Raw genomic sequence first — 17,863 nt, forward strand, 5'->3', positions numbered from 1 at the left:
AAACAGGAAATTGTCTGCGTCATTTGTGACAGCAAATTGCACTGCTGCAGCCCGGGTATTTCAACAGCGCACATCTGAAGACATGCGAACCCGTCAACTGCAAGCAGCAGCTTCGATCAGAAGCGGAAGTGAGAGAACGCCTTGTTGGCTTCGGCCATGCGGTGAACTTCGTCACGCTTTTTCATGGCACCGCCACGGCCTTCAGCCGCTTCGAGCAATTCGTTGGCCAAGCGAAGCGCCATGGATTTTTCACCACGCTTGCGAGCAGCTTCTTTGATCCAACGCATGGACAATGCCAAGCGACGAACAGGACGCACCTCTACAGGCACTTGGTAATTGGCGCCACCGACACGGCGGGACTTCACCTCGACCATGGGCTTGACGTTGTTGATGGCATTGCTGAACAGCTCAAGCGGGTCTTTACCGGATTTAGACTGGATTTGCTCGAGTGCGCCGTAAATGATGCGTTCGGCGACAGCTTTTTTGCCGCTTTCCATCACTACGTTCATGAATTTAGAGAGTTCGATATTGCCGTATTTAGGATCAGGCAATATTTCCCGTTTCGGGACTTCGCGACGACGTGGCATGTGACTTCCTTTGTTGCTTCAGTTGGTCGAGCCTTGGCTCAACCTTGAGGGCCATACAAGCCCTCACTTACTTGACCCGTGCAGACACCGCGTCCGCACTGTGAGGTCTTGGTCCGGCTTGCCCTTGCCGGGGCAAACCCAACCACCTGAAAAAAATCAGGCTTTCTTGGGGCGCTTAGCGCCGTATTTAGAACGTGACTGCTTGCGGTCTTTCACGCCTTGCAAATCGAGTGAACCGCGCACGATGTGGTAACGCACACCAGGCAAATCCTTGACGCGGCCGCCACGCACCAACACCACAGAGTGTTCTTGCAGGTTGTGGCCTTCACCGCCGATGTAGGAAATCACCTCGAAACCATTGGTCAAACGGACTTTGGCAACCTTGCGCAAGGCAGAGTTTGGTTTTTTGGGTGTGGTGGTGTAAACACGCGTGCAAACGCCACGGCGCTGGGGCGAATTTTGCATCGCAGGGCTCTTGGACTTGGTCTTTTCGACCTCGCGTCCGTGACGCACCAGTTGGTTAATGGTTGGCATTGAAAACGTCCTTCAACGTTTGAACTAAAAAAAGAATGGTTCCGGGAATTTCCGAAAAGCCTGACAGTATAGCAGTAAGCCTCGCAAACTGGCTTTGAGATTAAATTTCCGCAAGAAACACGCACAGAATGGCTACTTCAACCACAAAGTCAACGTGTCCCATGTGCGGCCGAAAAAGCCAGCCTCCTCCACCGAGGCCAGTGCCACCAAGGGTATTTCTGCCAATGGCGTCTGGTCCAGCAACACTTTGAGTACCGCCACCGATTGGTTCAACTGCAGAGGTGCAAGCAAGGGATCGGGGCGGGTAACCATGGTTTTGATTTTCGCGGCCTGGCCCTGTGGTACTGCCACCACAATCGGTTGGTTCCTGCCTAAACTCACCTGCGCTTGACGGCCTTTGAATACTTTGGGTGTAACCACGGCCTGCCCGGCATCAAATAACTTGATGCCGTCATACGCGGTATAGCCCCAGTTCAACAATTTTTGTGCTTCCTCGGCGCGGGCGTTTTCGCTTGCCGCACCCAACACAATGGCCAACAAACGACGCCCCAGTAAATTGGGGAAGTCTCGCTTGGCAGTGGCTACCAGACAAAACCCGGCGGCATCGGTATGTCCGGTTTTCAAACCGTCCACCGTGGGGTCTCTGAACAACAGCAAATTGCGGTTGCTGTCGTTGGCGGCAGGGGTGCCGGGATACCGGTATTTTTTGATGGCGTAGAAGCCGACATAGGCGGGGAAGTCCTGCATCAAACGGGTCGCCAGAATCGACAAGTCGCGAGCGGTGGTGGTGTGCCCGGGTTCGGTCAAGCCCTCAGGGTTTTTATAGCCCGTGCTGTTCATGCCAAGTGCCTTGGCTTGAGCGTTCATCATTTCGACAAAATGTTCGCTGGTGCCGCCAACGCCTTCGGCCAATGCCATGGTTGCATCGTTGCCTGACTGAACAATCATGCCTTTGAGCAAGTCCTCGACCGGCACTTGCATCTTGGGGTCGATGAACATGCGCGAACCTTCCATCTTCCAAGCCTTGGGGCTGACGGAGAAGGTTTGTTGTAAGGTGATTTTTTTCTGTCGCAACGCATCGAAGACCAAATAGGCGGTCATCAGTTTGGTCAATGATGCCGGCTCAACCGGCGTGTCGGCCTCTTTTTGCGCCAGCACTTGTGATGCGGTGACGTCCATCAACAAATAGGCACGCGCGGCAACTTCAGGAGGCTGCGGTGTTTGAGCATGGGCGCAAACACACAAAAACATGCCTAAAAAGGCAAATACAACAGGATGATTCATGGGGTGGCAGTTAGCAGTCAAAGGGGTTTCAAGCCCTTAAGTGGCGCATGGCCAAAGATTTCAACAAGGGCAATTGTCCATGAAAGAAATGTCCGCTGCCAGGACAGACCGTCACAGGCAATTGCTGTGGTCTGGCCCAGTCCATCACGGCACTCAGTGCGACGGTGTCATCGCTCTCGCCATGGATCACCAAACTGTGATCATGCGCATCGGTGGGCAAAGGACTGACAGAAAAATGGCTGACTGCCGTGCCCACCAATAGGATTTTTTTCAATCTACCGCCAGGCCATAACGCCTGCACCGCCTGACACGCCACAAAAGCGCCAAAAGAAAAACCAGCCAAGACCACAGGTTCGTCGGGCGCGAGTTGCGCGACCAAGGCGAGTAAATCCTCGGTTTCGCCACGGCCTTGGGCATACATACCTTCAGAACTGCCAACGCCACGGAAATTGAAACGCAAACAGTTCCACCCTGTCGCCACACAAGCACGCGCCAGTGTCTGCACCACTTTGTTGTCCATCGTGCCGCCAAACAAGGGGTGCGGGTGCGCCACCACCGCCAAGCCACGCGCCACGCCTGCTGGCTTGTCAAGTACCGCCTGAACCTGACGGTCCTCTACAGTTAATTTCAGCGGCTGTGAAATAGATGACACTGTGTCAGCGACCGATGTGATCGGGTAACAGCAAGCGCTCAACTACTTGGCCATTTTGCAAATGCGACTCTATGATTTCATCGATATCTTGGTTGTCCACATACGTGTACCAAACCGCCTCGGGATAAACCACCAGCACCGGCCCGCCCGCACACCGGTCCAAACAACCGGCTTGGTTGACTCGCACGCCATCGACGGCGTTCAAACCCAAAGCCTTGACCCGGGTTTTGCAATGTTTCCAAGCTGATTGCGCCTGATGGTCTGAACAACAAGCTTCATTGTTTTCTCGCTGATTCAGGCAAAAAAACACATGGTGTTTGAAATAACTTTGTGATGTCATGGACTGATTTTAGAACCCTCGCCAGCCAGCGCTTGGTGCTTCAAACGCCAGCCCGTCCATATCAACAACGCCCACGGCCATAACCAGTTCAACCAAGGCGTCAGTCCGTGAAAACGAATAAAACGACCCTGCTCCCATGTTTGCGTGGTTTGTTCGTAATACGTGCTGACCGGGGAAATGTTCAGCAGTAAGAGCAAGGCCAGTTGAGCGACGAACAAAAACAGCAATAAAAAACGCTCAGACCGATTGAGCATCAAAGTCAAGCCACACACCCCCAGCGCCAGCCCGCTGCCAGACGGCGGCGTGAGCCAATGCCATGCATGTTCTGGGCCGTAAGTCAGTGCGGCAGACAAACCGGTGGCCATCATGGCCAACACTGTCAACAGTACCAAGGCAGCTAAGCGCTGGCCCAAGCGCTGACACACCAGCATGGCCAATATGCCAGGTACGAACAAGCCCAGAAACACGCACAGCATTTCAAAAAAAGGTGTCATAGGTTGTGAAAAATCGTCGACCAGTTGCCCCAACAACCGAACATCCATCTGTGGAAACACCTCTAACCCCAAACGCCGCATTCCCTCTGCCACATGCCCTAAACCCAAGGGCACTGTCACGGGAAACAACAAGGCCAGTGGCCACAGCGCCAATAAAACCAAGCTGCCACTGGCATCGTGTGTGAGCCATTGGCGTCTGAATTGCGTCCAGCGATACAGCCAGCCTCTTCTCTCAAGTACCACAGCGAGTAAAGCGCCCACCATGCCGCCTAAGGTATTGAGCGTCCAATCCAGTTGTGATGGCACGCGCATGGGCAAAAAAGTCTGCATGCATTCCATGGCAAATGACAACGCACAAGAGGCGACAAGCGCAAACACCCACGACCATTGGCGCAGGTATCCGCTGCGCATACAGGCCAGACAAAACCAAAATCCCAATGGGGAATAACCCAGCACATTGCTGTTGATATCGAACCAAGTGTTGTAGTGAGGCCAGGGAGCGAGCACAAAAGACCAAGGCGCAATCTCTTGATTACGCCAATCTTCAAACGGGTAGATGCTGGCATACACAATCACCAGCACACAAATCCATGTCAATAGCCAAGCGGTGGTTCGACGTTTAGCCGCCATAGATCCTCAAAAAGGCTTGACCACCACGAACACCACCGCAGCGACCATCAACAGCACGGGTGCTTCATTGAACCAGCGGTACCAGACATGCGAATGGGTTGCCTCGCCTGATTCAAAATAACGCAAATGTTGGGCACAAAGATGGTGATAACCGATAGCCAATAGCACCGCCAGCAGTTTGAGCATCATCCAGTTGGCAGGTGGTAATCCACCGATGTCGTAGACCAGCCATAAGCACAGTCCCAAGGCCAGCGCTGGCCACATCAGCAAAGTCATAAAGCGCATCAGCTTACGCGCCATCAACAACAATCGTTCACGCTCTGCTTGGGAATCCGACGGCACCATGGCCAAGTTCACAAAAATACGCGGCAGATAAAACAAACCCGCGAACCAACTGGCCACGAAAACAATATGAAAGGCTTTGACCCATAGCATGGCTGAAGTTTAGTGCCAAGTTCCATACATACCCTGTTCGTTGAAAGTGCCCCCAAACAGGCACTCGGGTTTCACCCCAAAAACACCGCGTGCAGATGCGGCACAATTTCCCTATGAACATTCCTACGTCATTTCCCCACACCCGCTTGCGCCGACTGCGCCGCGATGATTTCACCCGCCGCTTGGTACGCGAAAACGCCTTAAGCGTTAACGACCTGATTTACCCGGTATTCGTGCTGGACGGCGAGAAAAAACGCGAAGCAGTCGCCTCTATGCCCGGCGTTGAACGCTTGAGCCTTGACTTGTTGCTGCCTGTGGCTGAGCAATGCGTGAAGTTAGGCATCCCTGTGATGGCTTTGTTTCCAGTGATTGATGCGTCGCTCAAAACACCCGACGGACGCGAAGCCACCAACGCCAAAGGTTTGGTGCCCCGCGTGGTGAAAAGTCTCAAACAACATTTTCCGGATTTGGGCGTGATGACCGATGTGGCGCTCGACCCTTTCACCAGCCATGGCCAAGATGGTTTGCTGGATGACGAAGGCTATATCTTGAACGACCCGACAGTAGAAGTGCTGGTGCAACAGGCGCTCACACAAGCCGATGCAGGGGTGGACATTGTGGCACCCAGCGACATGATGGACGGACGTATCGGTGCCATCCGTCAAGCACTGGAAGCACAGGGGCAGATACATACCCGCATCATGGCTTACAGCGCCAAATACGCGAGTTCGTTTTACGGGCCGTTTCGTGACGCGGTTGGCTCAGCAGCCAACTTGGGCAAGAGCAATAAAAAGGTCTACCAAATGGACGCGGGTAACTCCGACGAAGCCTTGCGCGAAGTGGCCATGGACATAGCTGAAGGCGCTGACATGGTGATGGTCAAGCCCGGCATGCCTTATTTGGACATTGTGAGACGGGTCAAAGACGAGTTCAGCATGCCCACTTTTGTCTACCAAGTATCGGGCGAGTACGCCATGCTCAAAGCTGCAGCACAAAACGGCTGGCTTGACCACGACGGCGTGATGATGGAGAGTTTGCTGGCGTTCAAACGCGCCGGTGCCGATGGCATCTTGACGTATTTCGCTATCCAAGCCGCAGAGAAATTGCGGCAAGCATAAACCGCTGCTTTTGTTTCAGACGCCTAACTGGTCAATGAAAAAACCCAGTGTGCGTTCTAACGCCAACTCTGCCGCTGCCGCGTTGTAACTGCCGCGGTGGTCGCAATTGAAGCCATGGTCTGCGTCATACACCTGCACATCCACCTTGGGTTGTGCCAGTTTGAATGCGTCGACTGTTTGCATGGGTATGAGGGCATCCAAAGCGCCAAAGTGCGACAACACGGGACACAGCGCTTGTGCCGTGAGTTCAGGCGCCAAAGTCATTCCGCCACCGTAATACGTCACCGCTGCTTTGATGCCGCTCAACTGTGTCGCAGCCCGCCAACTGAGCAAGCCGCCCCAGCAATAACCGACGACGCCCACTTTGCCTTTGCTCGCCATTGAGGCATGGGTGACAGCGGCCTGCACATCGGCCATCACGCCTGGGGGCGGCAAACTTTCGGCGCGGCTTTTCAAGTCGCGCCCCAGCGTCACCTCTTCAGCGCTGTAGCCCAAATTGACATGTTTTTGCAGACGTGAAAACGTCGCAGGTGCGATGACCAAAAATCCTGCCAAAGCAAAACCATCGGCGACGGCGCGGATATGTGCATTGACGCCAAAGATTTCTTGCAGCACCACGATGGCGGCGCGCGGTGTTTTTTTCGGTTGTGCCACGTAGGCATCAAAAACAAAACCATCGGTTGATTTCAATTCAATCGAATGTCCCATGTGTTGCTCCTTTTAGGCTGCAGCCACTGCCTGCAACCGTCGCTCTAAAAAATCCAACCGGTCCTGGCCCCAAAACAATTCGCCGTCCAACACATAAGTGGGGGCGCCGAACACGCCCAGCTTTAGCGCTTCATCGGTGTGGGCTTGGTAAGTGGTTTGAGCCCCGGGCTGTGTGCTTTGCTCTAACCGCGACTCGTTCAAGTCTTGCTCGCGAAGCAACTCTGTCAATACGGCATGGTCTGCGATATTGCGCTGTTGAACCCATACTGCTGACAACAAGGCAGCGCAGATACGCTGGGCGGCTTCAGCGCCGTCGTATTGATCCACAGTGATGATGAGCCGCGCTGCATCGTCCCCAGCGACCGGGAAAAATAGGGGGTTCAGGTTCAACGGCAACGCCAAATAGTCGGCAAATCGGCGCAATTCCACCAAGCGATAGGCTTGACGCTGAGCTGAACGCTGCCCCAGAGGCAGCCCGCCCGTCACCGGGAAAATCTGACCCAAGTCCATCGGCTTGATGCGCACAGTGGCACCGGCTTGTGCAGCCATGGCGGTGAACCGTGCATGACCCAAATAGGTCCACGGGCTTTGCGGTACTAGAAAGTAATCAATCGTCAATGGCATAAGAGCTTTCAATCGTGTTATCTTTTTGGGCAATCGTTGGGCTTGGATCTCAAGCCACATCCTACTATTTCATTTCACCTTCAACCCTGTACTGGAGTGCAAGTGTCGACACCTTCTTCTACACCCCCCCTCGTATTGATCACCGGCGGCAGCCGTGGCATTGGCGCGGCCAGTGCATTGCTGGCTGCCCAACAAGGCTGGGCAGTGGCCGTCAACTACACACGCGACGCACAAGCTGCGGCTGATGTGGTCAGTCAAATTCATGCCATGGGTGGCAAGGCTCAGGCTTTTCAAGCAGATGTGGGCATTGAGTCTGACATTCATAGATTATTTTCAGAGGTTGACCATGCCATGGGCCGTATCCAAGGACTGGTCAACAACGCGGGCGTGGTCGATGTGGCTTGCCGTGTCGAAGACATGTCATGGGATCGCCTAGAGCGCATGATGCGCATCAATGTGATCGGCAGTTTTGTATGCGCTGCGCAAGCTGTTAAGCGCATGAGCACGCGACACGGCGGCTCGGGTGGCAGCATTGTCAATCTCAGCAGTGCAGCGGCCGTGTTGGGTGCCCCCAATCAATATGTGGATTACGCGGCCAGCAAGGGCGCTATTGACACGTTCACCTTGGGATTGGCCAAGGAAGTTGCCAATGAAGGCATACGCGTCAATGGCGTGCGGCCAGGCTTGATATTGACAGACATCCATGCCAGTGGCGGCCAACCTGACCGCGCCCATCAACTGGCCCACCAAGTGCCGATGCAACGCCCCGGCACAGCGGATGAAGTGGCACAAGCCGTTGTCTGGCTGTTGAGCGATGCGGCTTCCTATGCCACAGCCAGCAACATCAGCGTCAGCGGTGGCAGAGCATGACAGCCGACAAACTCTATTGGGAGGACATGCTGCCCGGTCAAGTGCGAGACCTTGGCAGCATCACGCCAACACGAGAAGAAATCATCGCATTTGCCACGCAATTCGACCCGCAGCCATTCCACCTCGACGACGAGGCGGCCCAAGCCTCGGTGTTTGGCGCGTTATGTGCCAGCGGCTGGCATACCTGCGCGATGGCGATGCGTTTGATGGTGCTTCATTTTCTGAACGGTACGTCCAGCTTGGGTTCACCTGGGTTGGAAAACATCAAATGGATGAAGCCGGTATTTGCCGGCGACACACTGCGACTGCAATCGACCACCACCGATGTACGGCCCATCAGCAAACGGCCTGATGTGGGACTTGTACGCAATGTCTGGGCGATGTTTAACCAACATGGCGAGCAGGTGCTGCACATGGAAGGCTGGGGTATGTTTCGGCGGCGGCCTTGACTGCTAGTGCTTTTTAATGGAGCGCTATGGCCGACCCATCCGTTAGGGGTTGGCATTTCTGCTCTCGAACGGTACTGCAATTGAAGGCACGCTTAGGCCGACCCGTCCGGTGCGCTTTTTTTCTCCGCTTTCGCTCGAAAAAAACGCCCCCGCCTGTGCGGCCTTCAGCACCTTTTATGGAGTGCTAGCTGTTTCGTTAAATGAGTCATTCTGAAATGTCGCACTGCAGAAATGCAGTCGGAGAAAAATCAACGAGCGGACAAACGACATGGCGGGCGGGCCGACGCGAACGTTGCCGCGCAGCGGCGGTGAGCGGCGACCGAGCCGCCGTGGCGTGAGTAAATTAATTGGAATCTGACCCCAATTACCCCAATTAATTCTGCACAGATAATGCGTTTTTAAAGAACGAGACAACGCCATGAGCACCACACACATCGGTCACCACATCAACGGCAAGGCTGTTGCAGGTCAAGGTCAGCGCACTCAAGCCGTGACCAATCCCGCTTCTGGCAAAGTGACCGGTAACGTCGCATTGGCCGATAAGCAAGAGATGAACACTGCCGTTGCCGCAGCCGTTGCCGCTTTCCCTGCTTGGGCAGACGCACCGCCTTTGCGCCGTGCCCGCGTCATGTTCAAATTTCTGGAACTGCTGCACCAGCACAAAGATGCGCTGGCCCATGCCATCACCGCCGAACACGGCAAAGTATTTACCGATGCCCAAGGCGAAGTCGCGCGCGGCATAGACATCGTCGAATTTGCCACGGGCATACCGCAATTGCTCAAAGGCGATTACACCGAACAAGTCGCAACCGGCATAGACAACTGGACGCTGCGCCAACCGCTAGGCGTGGTGGCCGGTATCACGCCTTTCAATTTCCCTGTCATGGTGCCTATGTGGATGTTCCCGGTGGCGATTGCAGCGGGCAACACCTTCATCCTCAAACCCAGCCCGACCGACCCGACACCGTCGTTGATGATGGCCGATTTACTCAAACAAGCCGGTTTGCCTGACGGTGTGTTCAACGTGGTGCAAGGCGATAAAGAAGCCGTCGACGCTTTGCTGGAACATCCCGATGTCAAAGCCGTCAGCTTCGTCGGCTCGACCCCTATTGCCAATTACATATACGAAACCGGCGCCCACCACGGCAAACGTGTGCAAGCCTTAGGCGGCGCGAAAAACCATATGGTCGTCATGCCCGACGCTGACCTTGAACAAGCCATCGATGCTTTGATCGGGGCCGCCTACGGCTCGGCCGGTGAACGCTGTATGGCCATCAGCGTGGCGGTGCTGGTCGGCGATGTGGCAGAGAAAATCATGCCCAAACTTATTGAGCGCACCCAAGCCTTGAAAGTGCTGAACGGCGAAAACCTGGCCGCAGAAATGGGTCCCATCGTCACGCAACTTGCGCACGATCGCATCAGCGGCTACATCGCATTGGGCCTGGAAGAAGGTGCGAAGTTGCTGGTTGACGGTCGCGACTTCAAAGCCGCACAAGCCGGGGCAGGTTGCGAAAACGGTTTTTGGATGGGCGGTTCATTGTTTGACCATGTGACCACCAGCATGCGGATTTACAAAGAAGAAATCTTCGGCCCGGTGCTGGCCTGTGTGCGCGTGCCCGACTTTGCCACTGCAGTACAAATCATCAACGACCACGAGTTCGGCAACGGTGTGTCTTGCTTCACCCGCGACGGCCATGTGGCGCGTGAGTTTTCACGCCGCATACAAGTCGGCATGGTCGGCATCAACGTGCCGATTCCCGTGCCCATGGCTTGGCATGGTTTCGGCGGCTGGAAACGTTCCTTGTTCGGCGACATGCATGCCTACGGCGAAGAAGGCGTGCGTTTTTACACCAAGCAAAAATCCATCATGCAACGCTGGCCCGAGAGCACGCCCAAGGGCGCGGAGTTCGTCATGCCGACCTCCCAATGACATGAACGACACCACATTCGACTACATCATCATCGGCGCGGGCACCGCCGGTTGCCTGCTGGCCAACCGCTTGAGCGCCGACGCGTCAAAACGCGTGTTGCTGATCGAAGCCGGGCGCAAAGACGATTACCACTGGGTGCATATTCCAGTGGGCTATTTGTATTGCATTGGCAACCCGCGCACCGACTGGCTGTACCAGACCGAGCCCGCCGATGGCTTGAACGGACGCCGCTTGCGTTACCCGCGCGGCAAGGTGCTGGGCGGTTGCTCGAGCATCAACGGCATGATTTACATGCGCGGCCAATCGCGCGATTACGACCAATGGGCGGCCATCACCGGCGACGCGCGTTGGAGCTGGGAACAGAGCTTGCCGTATTTCAAACTACACGAAGACCACTATCTGGGCGCGAATGCATTGCACGGCGCCAAAGGCACGCCCGCTGAAGTGGTGCAACAAGGCCAAAGCGTGTACCACCAGACTTTGCGCCACCGCAACGCAGGCGGTGAATGGCGTATCGAAAAACAGCGCTTGCGCTGGGATGTGCTGGATGCGTTTGCGCAAGCCGCGGTGCAAGCCGGCATTCCCGCCACCGATGACTTCAACGGCGGCAGCAATGAGGGCGTCAGCTACTTTGAAGTGAACCAGAAAAGCGGTTGGCGCTGGAACACGGCCAAAGCGTTTTTACGCCCGACCTGTTATGCACGACCTAACTTTGAAATGTGGACTTCGGCGCAAGTCTCGCAACTGAGACTCGACACACAGCCCGACGGCAGTCTGCGTTGCAGCGGTGTGGATGTGTGGAACGGCAAAGAACGTGTGCAAGCTGTGGCCCGCCAATCTGTCGTACTGTGTGCCGGCGCCATCGGCACGCCGCAGTTGTTACAACTCTCAGGTATCGGTGCGGCCGCGCTATTGCAACACCATGGCATCACGCCACGGGTGGATCTGCCTGGCGTAGGCGCGAATCTGCAAGACCATTTGCAAATCCGTGCGGTGTTCAAAGTAAGCGGTGTCAAAACCTTAAACACCATGGCCAACAGCTGGTGGGGCAAAGCCGCCATCGGACTCGAGTACCTGCTGCACCGCAGTGGCCCGATGAGCATGGCGCCTTCACAACTGGGGGCGTTTACCCGCAGCGACCCCTCACAAGCCTGGCCGAACATCGAATACCACGTGCAGCCCTTGAGCTTGGATGCTTTTGGCGAACCCTTGCACCGTTTTCCTGCCTTCACCGCCAGTGTGTGCAACCTCAAGCCCAGCAGTCGCGGTTCGGTCCACCTACAAAGCGCAGATTTCACGCAAGCACCGCTGATCGCGCCCAACTATTTATCCACCGAAGAAGACCGGCGTGTCGCTGCCGACTCTTTGCGCGTGACCCGGCGTATTGCAGCGCAACCGGCACTGGCCAAATACCAACCCGCGGAATGGAAACCAGGCACACAGTTTCAAACTGACGATGAACTCGCCCGTCTGGCTGGCGACATAGGCACCACTATTTTTCACCCGGTGGGCACCGCACGCATGGGACGCTCGGACGACCCGTTGGCGGTGGTCGACAGCGAATTGCGGGTACGCGACGCGCGGGGCGGTTTCATCCAAGGCCTGCGCATCGCAGACGCCTCTGTCATGCCTGTGATCACCAGTGGCAACACCAACAGCCCCGTATTGATGATTGCTGAACGTGCGGCGGAGTTACTGGCGCTGGCGCACTTTCACGCTTGATGCGGGTAATACCTAGGCCGATTGGCTGCGACTTTGGCCTACAGTTCACCCACTCAATGTCGGGCTGGAAACAGTCTGGCCAACGAGGGTCTGAGGAGACAAAACAAACGCAACCTCCACAAGGTGGCAAGCGTCGCATGAGAAAAGCACTGCACAACGGTGCTTTTTTTTCGACTGAACAAAGGGTGCAATGGACATAGTGCTGGTCAGCCTGATGTCGGCGCTGGCCGGCTTTGTGGACGCAGTGGTCGGCGGCGGCGGCCTCATTCTGGTACCTGCGTTGTTCGCCACTTATCCCACCGCACACCCCGCCACTTTGCTCGGCACCAACAAATCCGCCTCGGTCTGGGGCACTTTGTTTGCCGCTTGGCAATACAACCAACGCGTGCAACTCGCATGGCGGGCCTTGTTGGCAGCCAGCCTGTTGGCGTTTCTCGGGTCCTGGGCGGGTGCGTATTTGCTAACCATGGTGTCTCCTCACTATTTGCGCCAAGCCTTGCCCGCGCTGTTGGTCGGCTTATTGGCATACACCTTGTGGAACAAGCAACTCGGTCAACACCATGAGCCCAAGTTTTCTTCGCGCAAACAAGCTTTTTTCATGGCGGGCATTGGCGGCGTGATTGGCTTTTACGATGGTTTTTTCGGTCCCGGCACAGGCAGTTTTTTGGTTTTTTTATTGGTGAAGTTGCTGGGTTTTGATTTTTTACAAGCTTCTGCCCACAGCAAAGTCATGAATTTGTTCAGCAACCTCGCCGCTGTGGTGTTGCTCGCGTCTCAAGGCCATGTCTGGTGGGAGGTTGGCATTCCGTTGGCACTGGCCAATGTGGCTGGCAGTTTATTGGGCAGTCGCATGGCATTGCGCCATGGCACGGGGTTTGTGCGGTGGTTGTTTATGCTGGTGGTGTCTGCGCTAGCAATCAAAACAGCGCATGACGCTTGGTGGTGATCTCAGGGCTCATCGTCCAGCGTAGGCTCTGCGGGTGTGTTGATGGCTTTGGGCGGCCAAGCCACCGTGGCTATGGGTCTGCGCTTGCCTATGGGTCGCGTGGCCTGTCCTATGCGAACCGCGTCCAAGTCTTCCTGTGACGGGTATAGCCCCAGCAATACATAATCAAACACACGGCGGGCAATAGGGGCTGCACTTTGCGCACCAAAACCAGCGTTCTCCACCACCATGGCCAACGCCACTTTGGGGTCTTCTGCAGGCGCAAATGCAATGAACAGTGCATGGTCACGCAAACGCTCATCGACTTTGCCTGCCACGTATTTTTCGTTTTGTTTGATGGTGAACACCTGCGCCGTGCCGGTTTTACCAGCACTGGTGTATTCGGCACCCACAAAACTGCCTGACGAGGTTCCTTCCAGATTGACCCCCACCATGGCTTTGCGAATCACGTCAAGGTCCTCGGGTTTGAAGCCGAGTGACTGCGGCGGGTCTTTGACCGTGACCTGCTTTTCCTTGGTTTCAATATCAATGACTTCGCGCACCAAATGCGGTTTGTTGCGGTAACCATTGCTGGCAATGACAGACACCGCTTGTGCCAATTGAAGCATGGTGAAACTGTTGTAGCCTTGACCGATGCCCAAGGAGATGGTTTCTCCAGAATACCAGCGCTGTTGTTCTGCCCGTTTGTAGGTGTTTTGCTTCCACTCGGTAGACGGCAAAATACCTCTGGATTCGCCTTGAATATCTATCCCGGTCAATTGCCCAAACCCCAAGTGCTTCATTTGTTCATGGATCAGGTCCACGCCCATGTCCCGCGCCAACAGGTAGTAGTAGGTGTCACAAGATTGAACGATAGATTTGTACATGTCAACCGACCCATGACCGCCTTCTTTGTCGTCACGAAACCGGTGGTTACCGAACATGAAAAAGCCGGGATCAAAAATAATTTGTGAAGCATTGCGCTTGCCGGTGTTTAAAGCAGCCAAGGACATGAATGGTTTGTAGGTCGAACCAGGCGGGTATGTACCGCGCAAGGCTCGGTTGAGCAAAGGTTTATCAGGGGATTCATTGAGTTTTTGCCAGTTGTCCACATCAATGCCCTCGACAAACAAGTTGGGGTCAAAGGTCGGCTTGCTGACAAAAGCCAACACCTCGCCGTTAGACGGGTCAATCGCCACCAATGCGCCGCGTCTGGCTCCGTACATCTCCTCAACCATTTGCTGCAATTTGATATCAATAGACAACGCCACCGTATTGCCTGGCGTCGCAGGACTGCTGCTCAGGCGACGTACCGCTCGCCCGCCAGCGGATGTTTCCATTTGATGCACACCGGTCTGGCCGTGCAGTTGTCGCTCATAGCTTTGCTCAACGCCGAGTTTGCCGATGTAATCCGTGCCACGGTAATTACCGACGTTTTCCTGTTCTTCGAGTTTTTCTTTTTCTGATTGATTGATACGGCCTATGTAGCCGATGACGTGACTCGCCAGTTCGCTGTAGGGGTAGTTACGAAACAAACGCGCACGGATTTCGACCCCGGGAAACCGGTAACGCTGCGCCGCAAAGCGTGCCACCTCTTCATCACTGAGTCGGGTACGGATGGGCACAGATTCAAAACTTTTTGACTCTTCGCGCAGTTTGCGAAAACGGCGTTTGTCACGGCCTTGGATATCAATCAGTTCGGCCAATTTTTCAATCACCTCATCCAAAGGTTCAACCACTTTAGACGGGGTAATCTCCAGCGTATAAGCTGAGTAATTGGTCGCCAACACAATGCCGTTGCGATCCATGATGACGCCGCGGTTAGGCACGATGGGGACGATGGCCGTGCGGTTACTTTCGGCCTGGGCTTTGAAATCTTGGTAACGCCACAATTGCAAATACACCAAGCGCAAGCAAAGCAGACCAAATGCCACCAGCACTGCGAAAGAAGCCACCATCAAACGCGCCCGAAAGCGTCGAAGATCGTATTCGACGTTTCTCAGCAGACTCATAAAGGCCGGTGTTTGTCAGGGTCTGGAGCGCGGCGCTGAGGTGCGAGCAGCATCACAGTAACCACAGGCCAAGCCAAGGCTTGCAACAACGGCGGCACCAAGAAAAACCAACCGGGAAACAGGCCTCCAGCCGCAATCCTGACTGACAACTCCAGTAACTGTGCAGCCATGAACACTGGCAACACCTGCAAAGCCTGCGAAGGTACATCAAACCACAGAATACGGCGGTGAATCATGGTGGCCAAATAGCCTTGCACGGTGTAGGTGAGTGCATGCTGTCCAAGCAAAGATGTTTGATGTACATCAGTCAGCAATCCCAGCATGAACGCCACGCCTACGCCTACTTTCAGCGGTTGGTGTATCGCCCAAAACACCAGCACCAACGCCAACCAGTCCGGTGCCCATGCTGCGTTGCCCAGCCATGCCATGCTTTGCAACATGTCCAGCAACAAAGCAATCACCATGGTGATCAGCATGAACAGCGGACTCACCGGTAACAGCAGTTGGTGGCCGCGAGGCATGATCATCATCTGCTTCCTTTGGCGTTGGGTTGCGGTGGGGGCGGAAGCTCTTTAAAGCCAGGTAGCGACAGCTTGACCGGTTCGAGCACCATCACATGACGGGCGCCTTGTACACGGGCCAAGGATTCGCACAAAATGCGTGCAAATACAGAGTCAGCGCGTCTTTCTATCTTGACCACTTTGGCCACCGGTATACCGGGTGGATACACGCCATCGACCCCACTGGTGGTCAAAACATCACCTTCTTCAATATCGGCATTGGTGGCCATGTAACGCAACTCGAGCAAGGGTGCGCCACCGGACTCGCCAAAGGCCACGCCGCGCGCGCCAGTGCGGGTATTGAGCACGGGGATAGAGTGTTCGCGATCGGTCACCAAAGTGATTTCACTGACCAGTGGGTGCACCCGCGTCACTTGACCCAAAATGCCTTGGTCGTCCATCACTGGCGAACTGTTTTGGATACCCTGTGCGGCACCTTTGTCCAAAATCATTTTTCGGGTGAAGGGATCGGCCGCCTCATAAATCACTTCTGCTGCCATAGCCAACGTTGGGTTGCGCTGTTTCAATTCCAACAGGCGTCGCAGATGGTCGTTTTCAAGCTTGAGTTGCTCCACCTGGCTGGCGCTGACCGCCTGAGTCAGCAGTTTGGCCCGCGCTTGTTCCGCCGCGTTCAATGATTCTTGTTTGCTCTCGAGCACATCATCTACATGGTCCCACAAGACCTTGGGTCTGAGCGCCATCCATTGCACCGGGTAGACGATGAGTGAGAGGGCCCAGCGTGCGGGTTGAACAATGTTGTAGTGTTGATCAGCAAACATCAGGCCACTGGAGAGGGCGCTGAAAAAAACCAATTTGGTCAATGCTGAAGTGCCTTGTTTGAAAAAAGGCGGTGGCGTTCGATCCAGCGAGCCGAGTGGCATTTATTCGCTGGTAAAGATTGAACCCAGACGCTCCATGCGCTCGAGCGCAAGTCCGCAACCGCGCACCACACAGGTCAGTGGATCTTCAGCCACCAACACTGGCAAACCGGTTTCCTCGGCCATCAATCGGTCAAGGTCGCGCAGTAATGCGCCGCCGCCAGTCAACATCATGCCGCGTTCAGCAATGTCAGCGCCCAACTCGGGCGGGGTTTGTTCCAACGCGTTTTTCACGGCAGACACAATGTTGTTGAGCGGGTCTGTCAAGGCTTCCAGAATTTCATTGGAAGAGATGGTGAAAGAACGCGGCACACCTTCTGATAGATTGCGGCCCTTGACTTCCATTTCGCGGACTTCGCTGCCAGGGAAAGCCGACCCGATTTGCTTTTTGATGGCTTCTGCCGTTGGCTCGCCGATCAGCATGCCGTAGTTGCGGCGGATGTAGTTGATGATGGCTTCGTCAAATTTGTCGCCGCCCACACGCACACTGCCCTTGTAGACCATGCCGCCGAGCGAAATAACGCCGACTTCGGTGGTACCGCCGCCGATATCGACCACCATGGAGCCGCTGGCGTCACTGACGGGCAAACCGGCACCGATGGCCGCGGCCATAGGTTCTTCAATCAAATACACCTCGGAAGCACCAGCGCCGAGTGCAGATTCGCGAATAGCGCGACGCTCCACCTGGGTGGAACCGCAAGGCACACAAATGATGATGCGCGGGCTGGGCTTGAGCAGCGAACGCGGGTGCACCATCTTGATGAATTGCTTGAGCATTTGCTCGGTGACAGTGAAATCGGCAATCACGCCGTCTTTCATGGGGCGAATGGCTTCGATGTTGCCAGGCACCTTGCCCAACATGGCTTTGGCTTCATGGCCGACAGCCTGAATACTTTTTTTGCCCTGTGGTCCGCCTTCGTGGCGTATGGATACCACCGATGGTTCGTCAAGCACAATACCGCGGTCTCTCACGTAAATCAGGGTATTGGCGGTGCCCAAGTCAATGGCCAAGTCGGTGGAGAAATACCGACGAAATGCTCCAAACATCACAATCCTCTCTGGGTAATTCCAGTAAAGGCGAGATAATACCTGATCACCCTTACTCCATCA

At 55.2% G+C, this 17,863-nt stretch carries 20 protein-coding genes; 7 read left to right on the top strand and 13 right to left on the bottom strand.

Features of this window, described 5'->3' with window-relative positions:
* Positions 1 to 116: 116 nt before the first annotated feature.
* The 7 genes from rpsG to AC9UG7_RS11775 all read right to left on the bottom strand — a co-directional run bounded on the left by rpsG (position 117) and on the right by AC9UG7_RS11775 (position 4,956).
* Positions 117 to 587 (bottom strand): 30S ribosomal protein S7, encoded by a 471-nt coding sequence (rpsG, locus tag AC9UG7_RS11745; protein WP_509587969.1) that lies wholly within the window; start codon positions 585 to 587, stop codon positions 117 to 119.
* Between the two features lie 156 nt (positions 588 to 743).
* The gene (gene rpsL / locus AC9UG7_RS11750) at positions 744 to 1,121 is read right to left on the bottom strand and encodes a 30S ribosomal protein S12 (RefSeq protein ID WP_145895503.1); all 378 of its coding nucleotides are present in this window, start codon (positions 1,119 to 1,121) and stop codon (positions 744 to 746) included.
* 132 nt (positions 1,122 to 1,253) lie between these two features.
* On the bottom strand, positions 1,254 to 2,405 hold the full coding sequence (locus AC9UG7_RS11755) for a D-alanyl-D-alanine carboxypeptidase family protein (RefSeq protein ID WP_509587973.1): 1,152 nt from the start codon (positions 2,403 to 2,405) through the stop codon (positions 1,254 to 1,256).
* Positions 2,406 to 2,433: 28 nt separating this feature from the next.
* Positions 2,434 to 3,057: an alpha/beta hydrolase gene (locus AC9UG7_RS11760; protein ID WP_509587975.1), complete on the bottom strand. Its 624-nt coding sequence runs from the start codon at positions 3,055 to 3,057 to the stop codon at positions 2,434 to 2,436.
* 4 nt (positions 3,058 to 3,061) lie between these two features.
* Positions 3,062 to 3,397, bottom strand: a complete 336-nt coding sequence (locus AC9UG7_RS11765; RefSeq protein ID WP_509587977.1) for a (2Fe-2S) ferredoxin domain-containing protein — start codon at positions 3,395 to 3,397, stop codon at positions 3,062 to 3,064.
* Positions 3,394 to 4,521 (bottom strand): VanZ family protein, encoded by a 1,128-nt coding sequence (locus AC9UG7_RS11770; RefSeq protein ID WP_509587980.1) that lies wholly within the window; start codon positions 4,519 to 4,521, stop codon positions 3,394 to 3,396. Before AC9UG7_RS11770 ends, AC9UG7_RS11765 begins: the two co-directional genes overlap by 4 nt.
* Positions 4,522 to 4,527: 6 nt before the next feature.
* Positions 4,528 to 4,956, bottom strand: coding sequence for a CopD family protein (locus AC9UG7_RS11775; protein WP_509587983.1), 429 nt, complete (start codon positions 4,954 to 4,956; stop codon positions 4,528 to 4,530).
* A 113-nt stretch (positions 4,957 to 5,069) separates the two neighbouring features.
* On the opposite strand from AC9UG7_RS11775, the gene hemB reads away from it, so the two are divergent.
* Positions 5,070 to 6,074 (top strand): porphobilinogen synthase, encoded by a 1,005-nt coding sequence (hemB, locus tag AC9UG7_RS11780; protein WP_509587986.1) that lies wholly within the window; start codon positions 5,070 to 5,072, stop codon positions 6,072 to 6,074.
* 15 nt (positions 6,075 to 6,089) lie between these two features.
* Here hemB and AC9UG7_RS11785 read toward each other — a convergent pair whose 3' ends face one another.
* Together AC9UG7_RS11785 and AC9UG7_RS11790 are read right to left on the bottom strand one after the other, a co-directional pair.
* Positions 6,090 to 6,782: a dienelactone hydrolase family protein gene (locus AC9UG7_RS11785; RefSeq protein ID WP_509587988.1), complete on the bottom strand. Its 693-nt coding sequence runs from the start codon at positions 6,780 to 6,782 to the stop codon at positions 6,090 to 6,092.
* 12 nt (positions 6,783 to 6,794) lie between these two features.
* On the bottom strand, positions 6,795 to 7,406 hold the full coding sequence (locus tag AC9UG7_RS11790) for a 2-hydroxychromene-2-carboxylate isomerase (protein ID WP_509587990.1): 612 nt from the start codon (positions 7,404 to 7,406) through the stop codon (positions 6,795 to 6,797).
* A gap of 102 nt (positions 7,407 to 7,508) precedes the next feature.
* On the opposite strand from AC9UG7_RS11790, the gene AC9UG7_RS11795 reads away from it, so the two are divergent.
* The 6 genes from AC9UG7_RS11795 (at position 7,509) to AC9UG7_RS11820 (ending at position 13,324) form a co-directional block, all read left to right on the top strand.
* Entirely contained in the window at positions 7,509 to 8,276 is a 768-nt protein-coding gene (locus tag AC9UG7_RS11795; RefSeq protein ID WP_509587992.1) for an SDR family oxidoreductase, read from the top strand.
* Positions 8,273 to 8,725, top strand: coding sequence for a MaoC family dehydratase (locus AC9UG7_RS11800; RefSeq protein ID WP_509587995.1), 453 nt, complete (start codon positions 8,273 to 8,275; stop codon positions 8,723 to 8,725). The genes AC9UG7_RS11795 and AC9UG7_RS11800 overlap by 4 nt, the downstream gene beginning before the upstream one ends.
* Before the next feature lie 200 nt (positions 8,726 to 8,925).
* On the top strand, positions 8,926 to 9,063 hold the full coding sequence (locus AC9UG7_RS11805; protein ID WP_509587997.1) for a hypothetical protein: 138 nt from the start codon (positions 8,926 to 8,928) through the stop codon (positions 9,061 to 9,063).
* A gap of 80 nt (positions 9,064 to 9,143) precedes the next feature.
* A complete protein-coding gene (locus AC9UG7_RS11810; RefSeq protein ID WP_509587999.1) occupies positions 9,144 to 10,655 on the top strand; it encodes a CoA-acylating methylmalonate-semialdehyde dehydrogenase in 1,512 nt (503 codons plus the stop codon).
* Position 10,656: 1 nt separating this feature from the next.
* Positions 10,657 to 12,378 (top strand): GMC family oxidoreductase, encoded by a 1,722-nt coding sequence (locus AC9UG7_RS11815; protein ID WP_509588001.1) that lies wholly within the window; start codon positions 10,657 to 10,659, stop codon positions 12,376 to 12,378.
* 190 nt (positions 12,379 to 12,568) lie between these two features.
* Complete coding sequence (locus tag AC9UG7_RS11820) at positions 12,569 to 13,324, top strand: sulfite exporter TauE/SafE family protein (protein WP_509588004.1); 756 nt, start codon at positions 12,569 to 12,571, stop codon at positions 13,322 to 13,324.
* A 2-nt stretch (positions 13,325 to 13,326) separates the two neighbouring features.
* Here AC9UG7_RS11820 and mrdA read toward each other — a convergent pair whose 3' ends face one another.
* Genes mrdA through AC9UG7_RS11840 form a run of 4 tightly spaced genes read right to left on the bottom strand, consistent with a single transcriptional unit; the run spans position 13,327 to position 17,800 of the window.
* On the bottom strand, positions 13,327 to 15,315 hold the full coding sequence (gene mrdA / locus AC9UG7_RS11825) for a penicillin-binding protein 2 (protein WP_509588006.1): 1,989 nt from the start codon (positions 15,313 to 15,315) through the stop codon (positions 13,327 to 13,329).
* Positions 15,312 to 15,842 carry a rod shape-determining protein MreD gene (gene mreD, locus AC9UG7_RS11830; protein WP_509588111.1) on the bottom strand — a complete coding sequence of 177 codons (531 nt, stop codon included), beginning with the start codon at positions 15,840 to 15,842 and terminating at the stop codon, positions 15,312 to 15,314. The genes mrdA and mreD overlap by 4 nt, the downstream gene beginning before the upstream one ends.
* On the bottom strand, positions 15,842 to 16,756 hold the full coding sequence (gene mreC, locus AC9UG7_RS11835; protein ID WP_509588008.1) for a rod shape-determining protein MreC: 915 nt from the start codon (positions 16,754 to 16,756) through the stop codon (positions 15,842 to 15,844). Before mreC ends, mreD begins: the two co-directional genes overlap by 1 nt.
* Entirely contained in the window at positions 16,757 to 17,800 is a 1,044-nt protein-coding gene (locus tag AC9UG7_RS11840) for a rod shape-determining protein (RefSeq protein WP_506611603.1), read from the bottom strand. It abuts the gene before it with no gap.
* Positions 17,801 to 17,863: the final 63 nt, after the last annotated feature.

The sequence above is a fragment of the Limnohabitans sp. genome (genome assembly GCF_046052765.1).
Lineage (GTDB): Bacteria > Pseudomonadota > Gammaproteobacteria > Burkholderiales > Burkholderiaceae_C > Limnohabitans.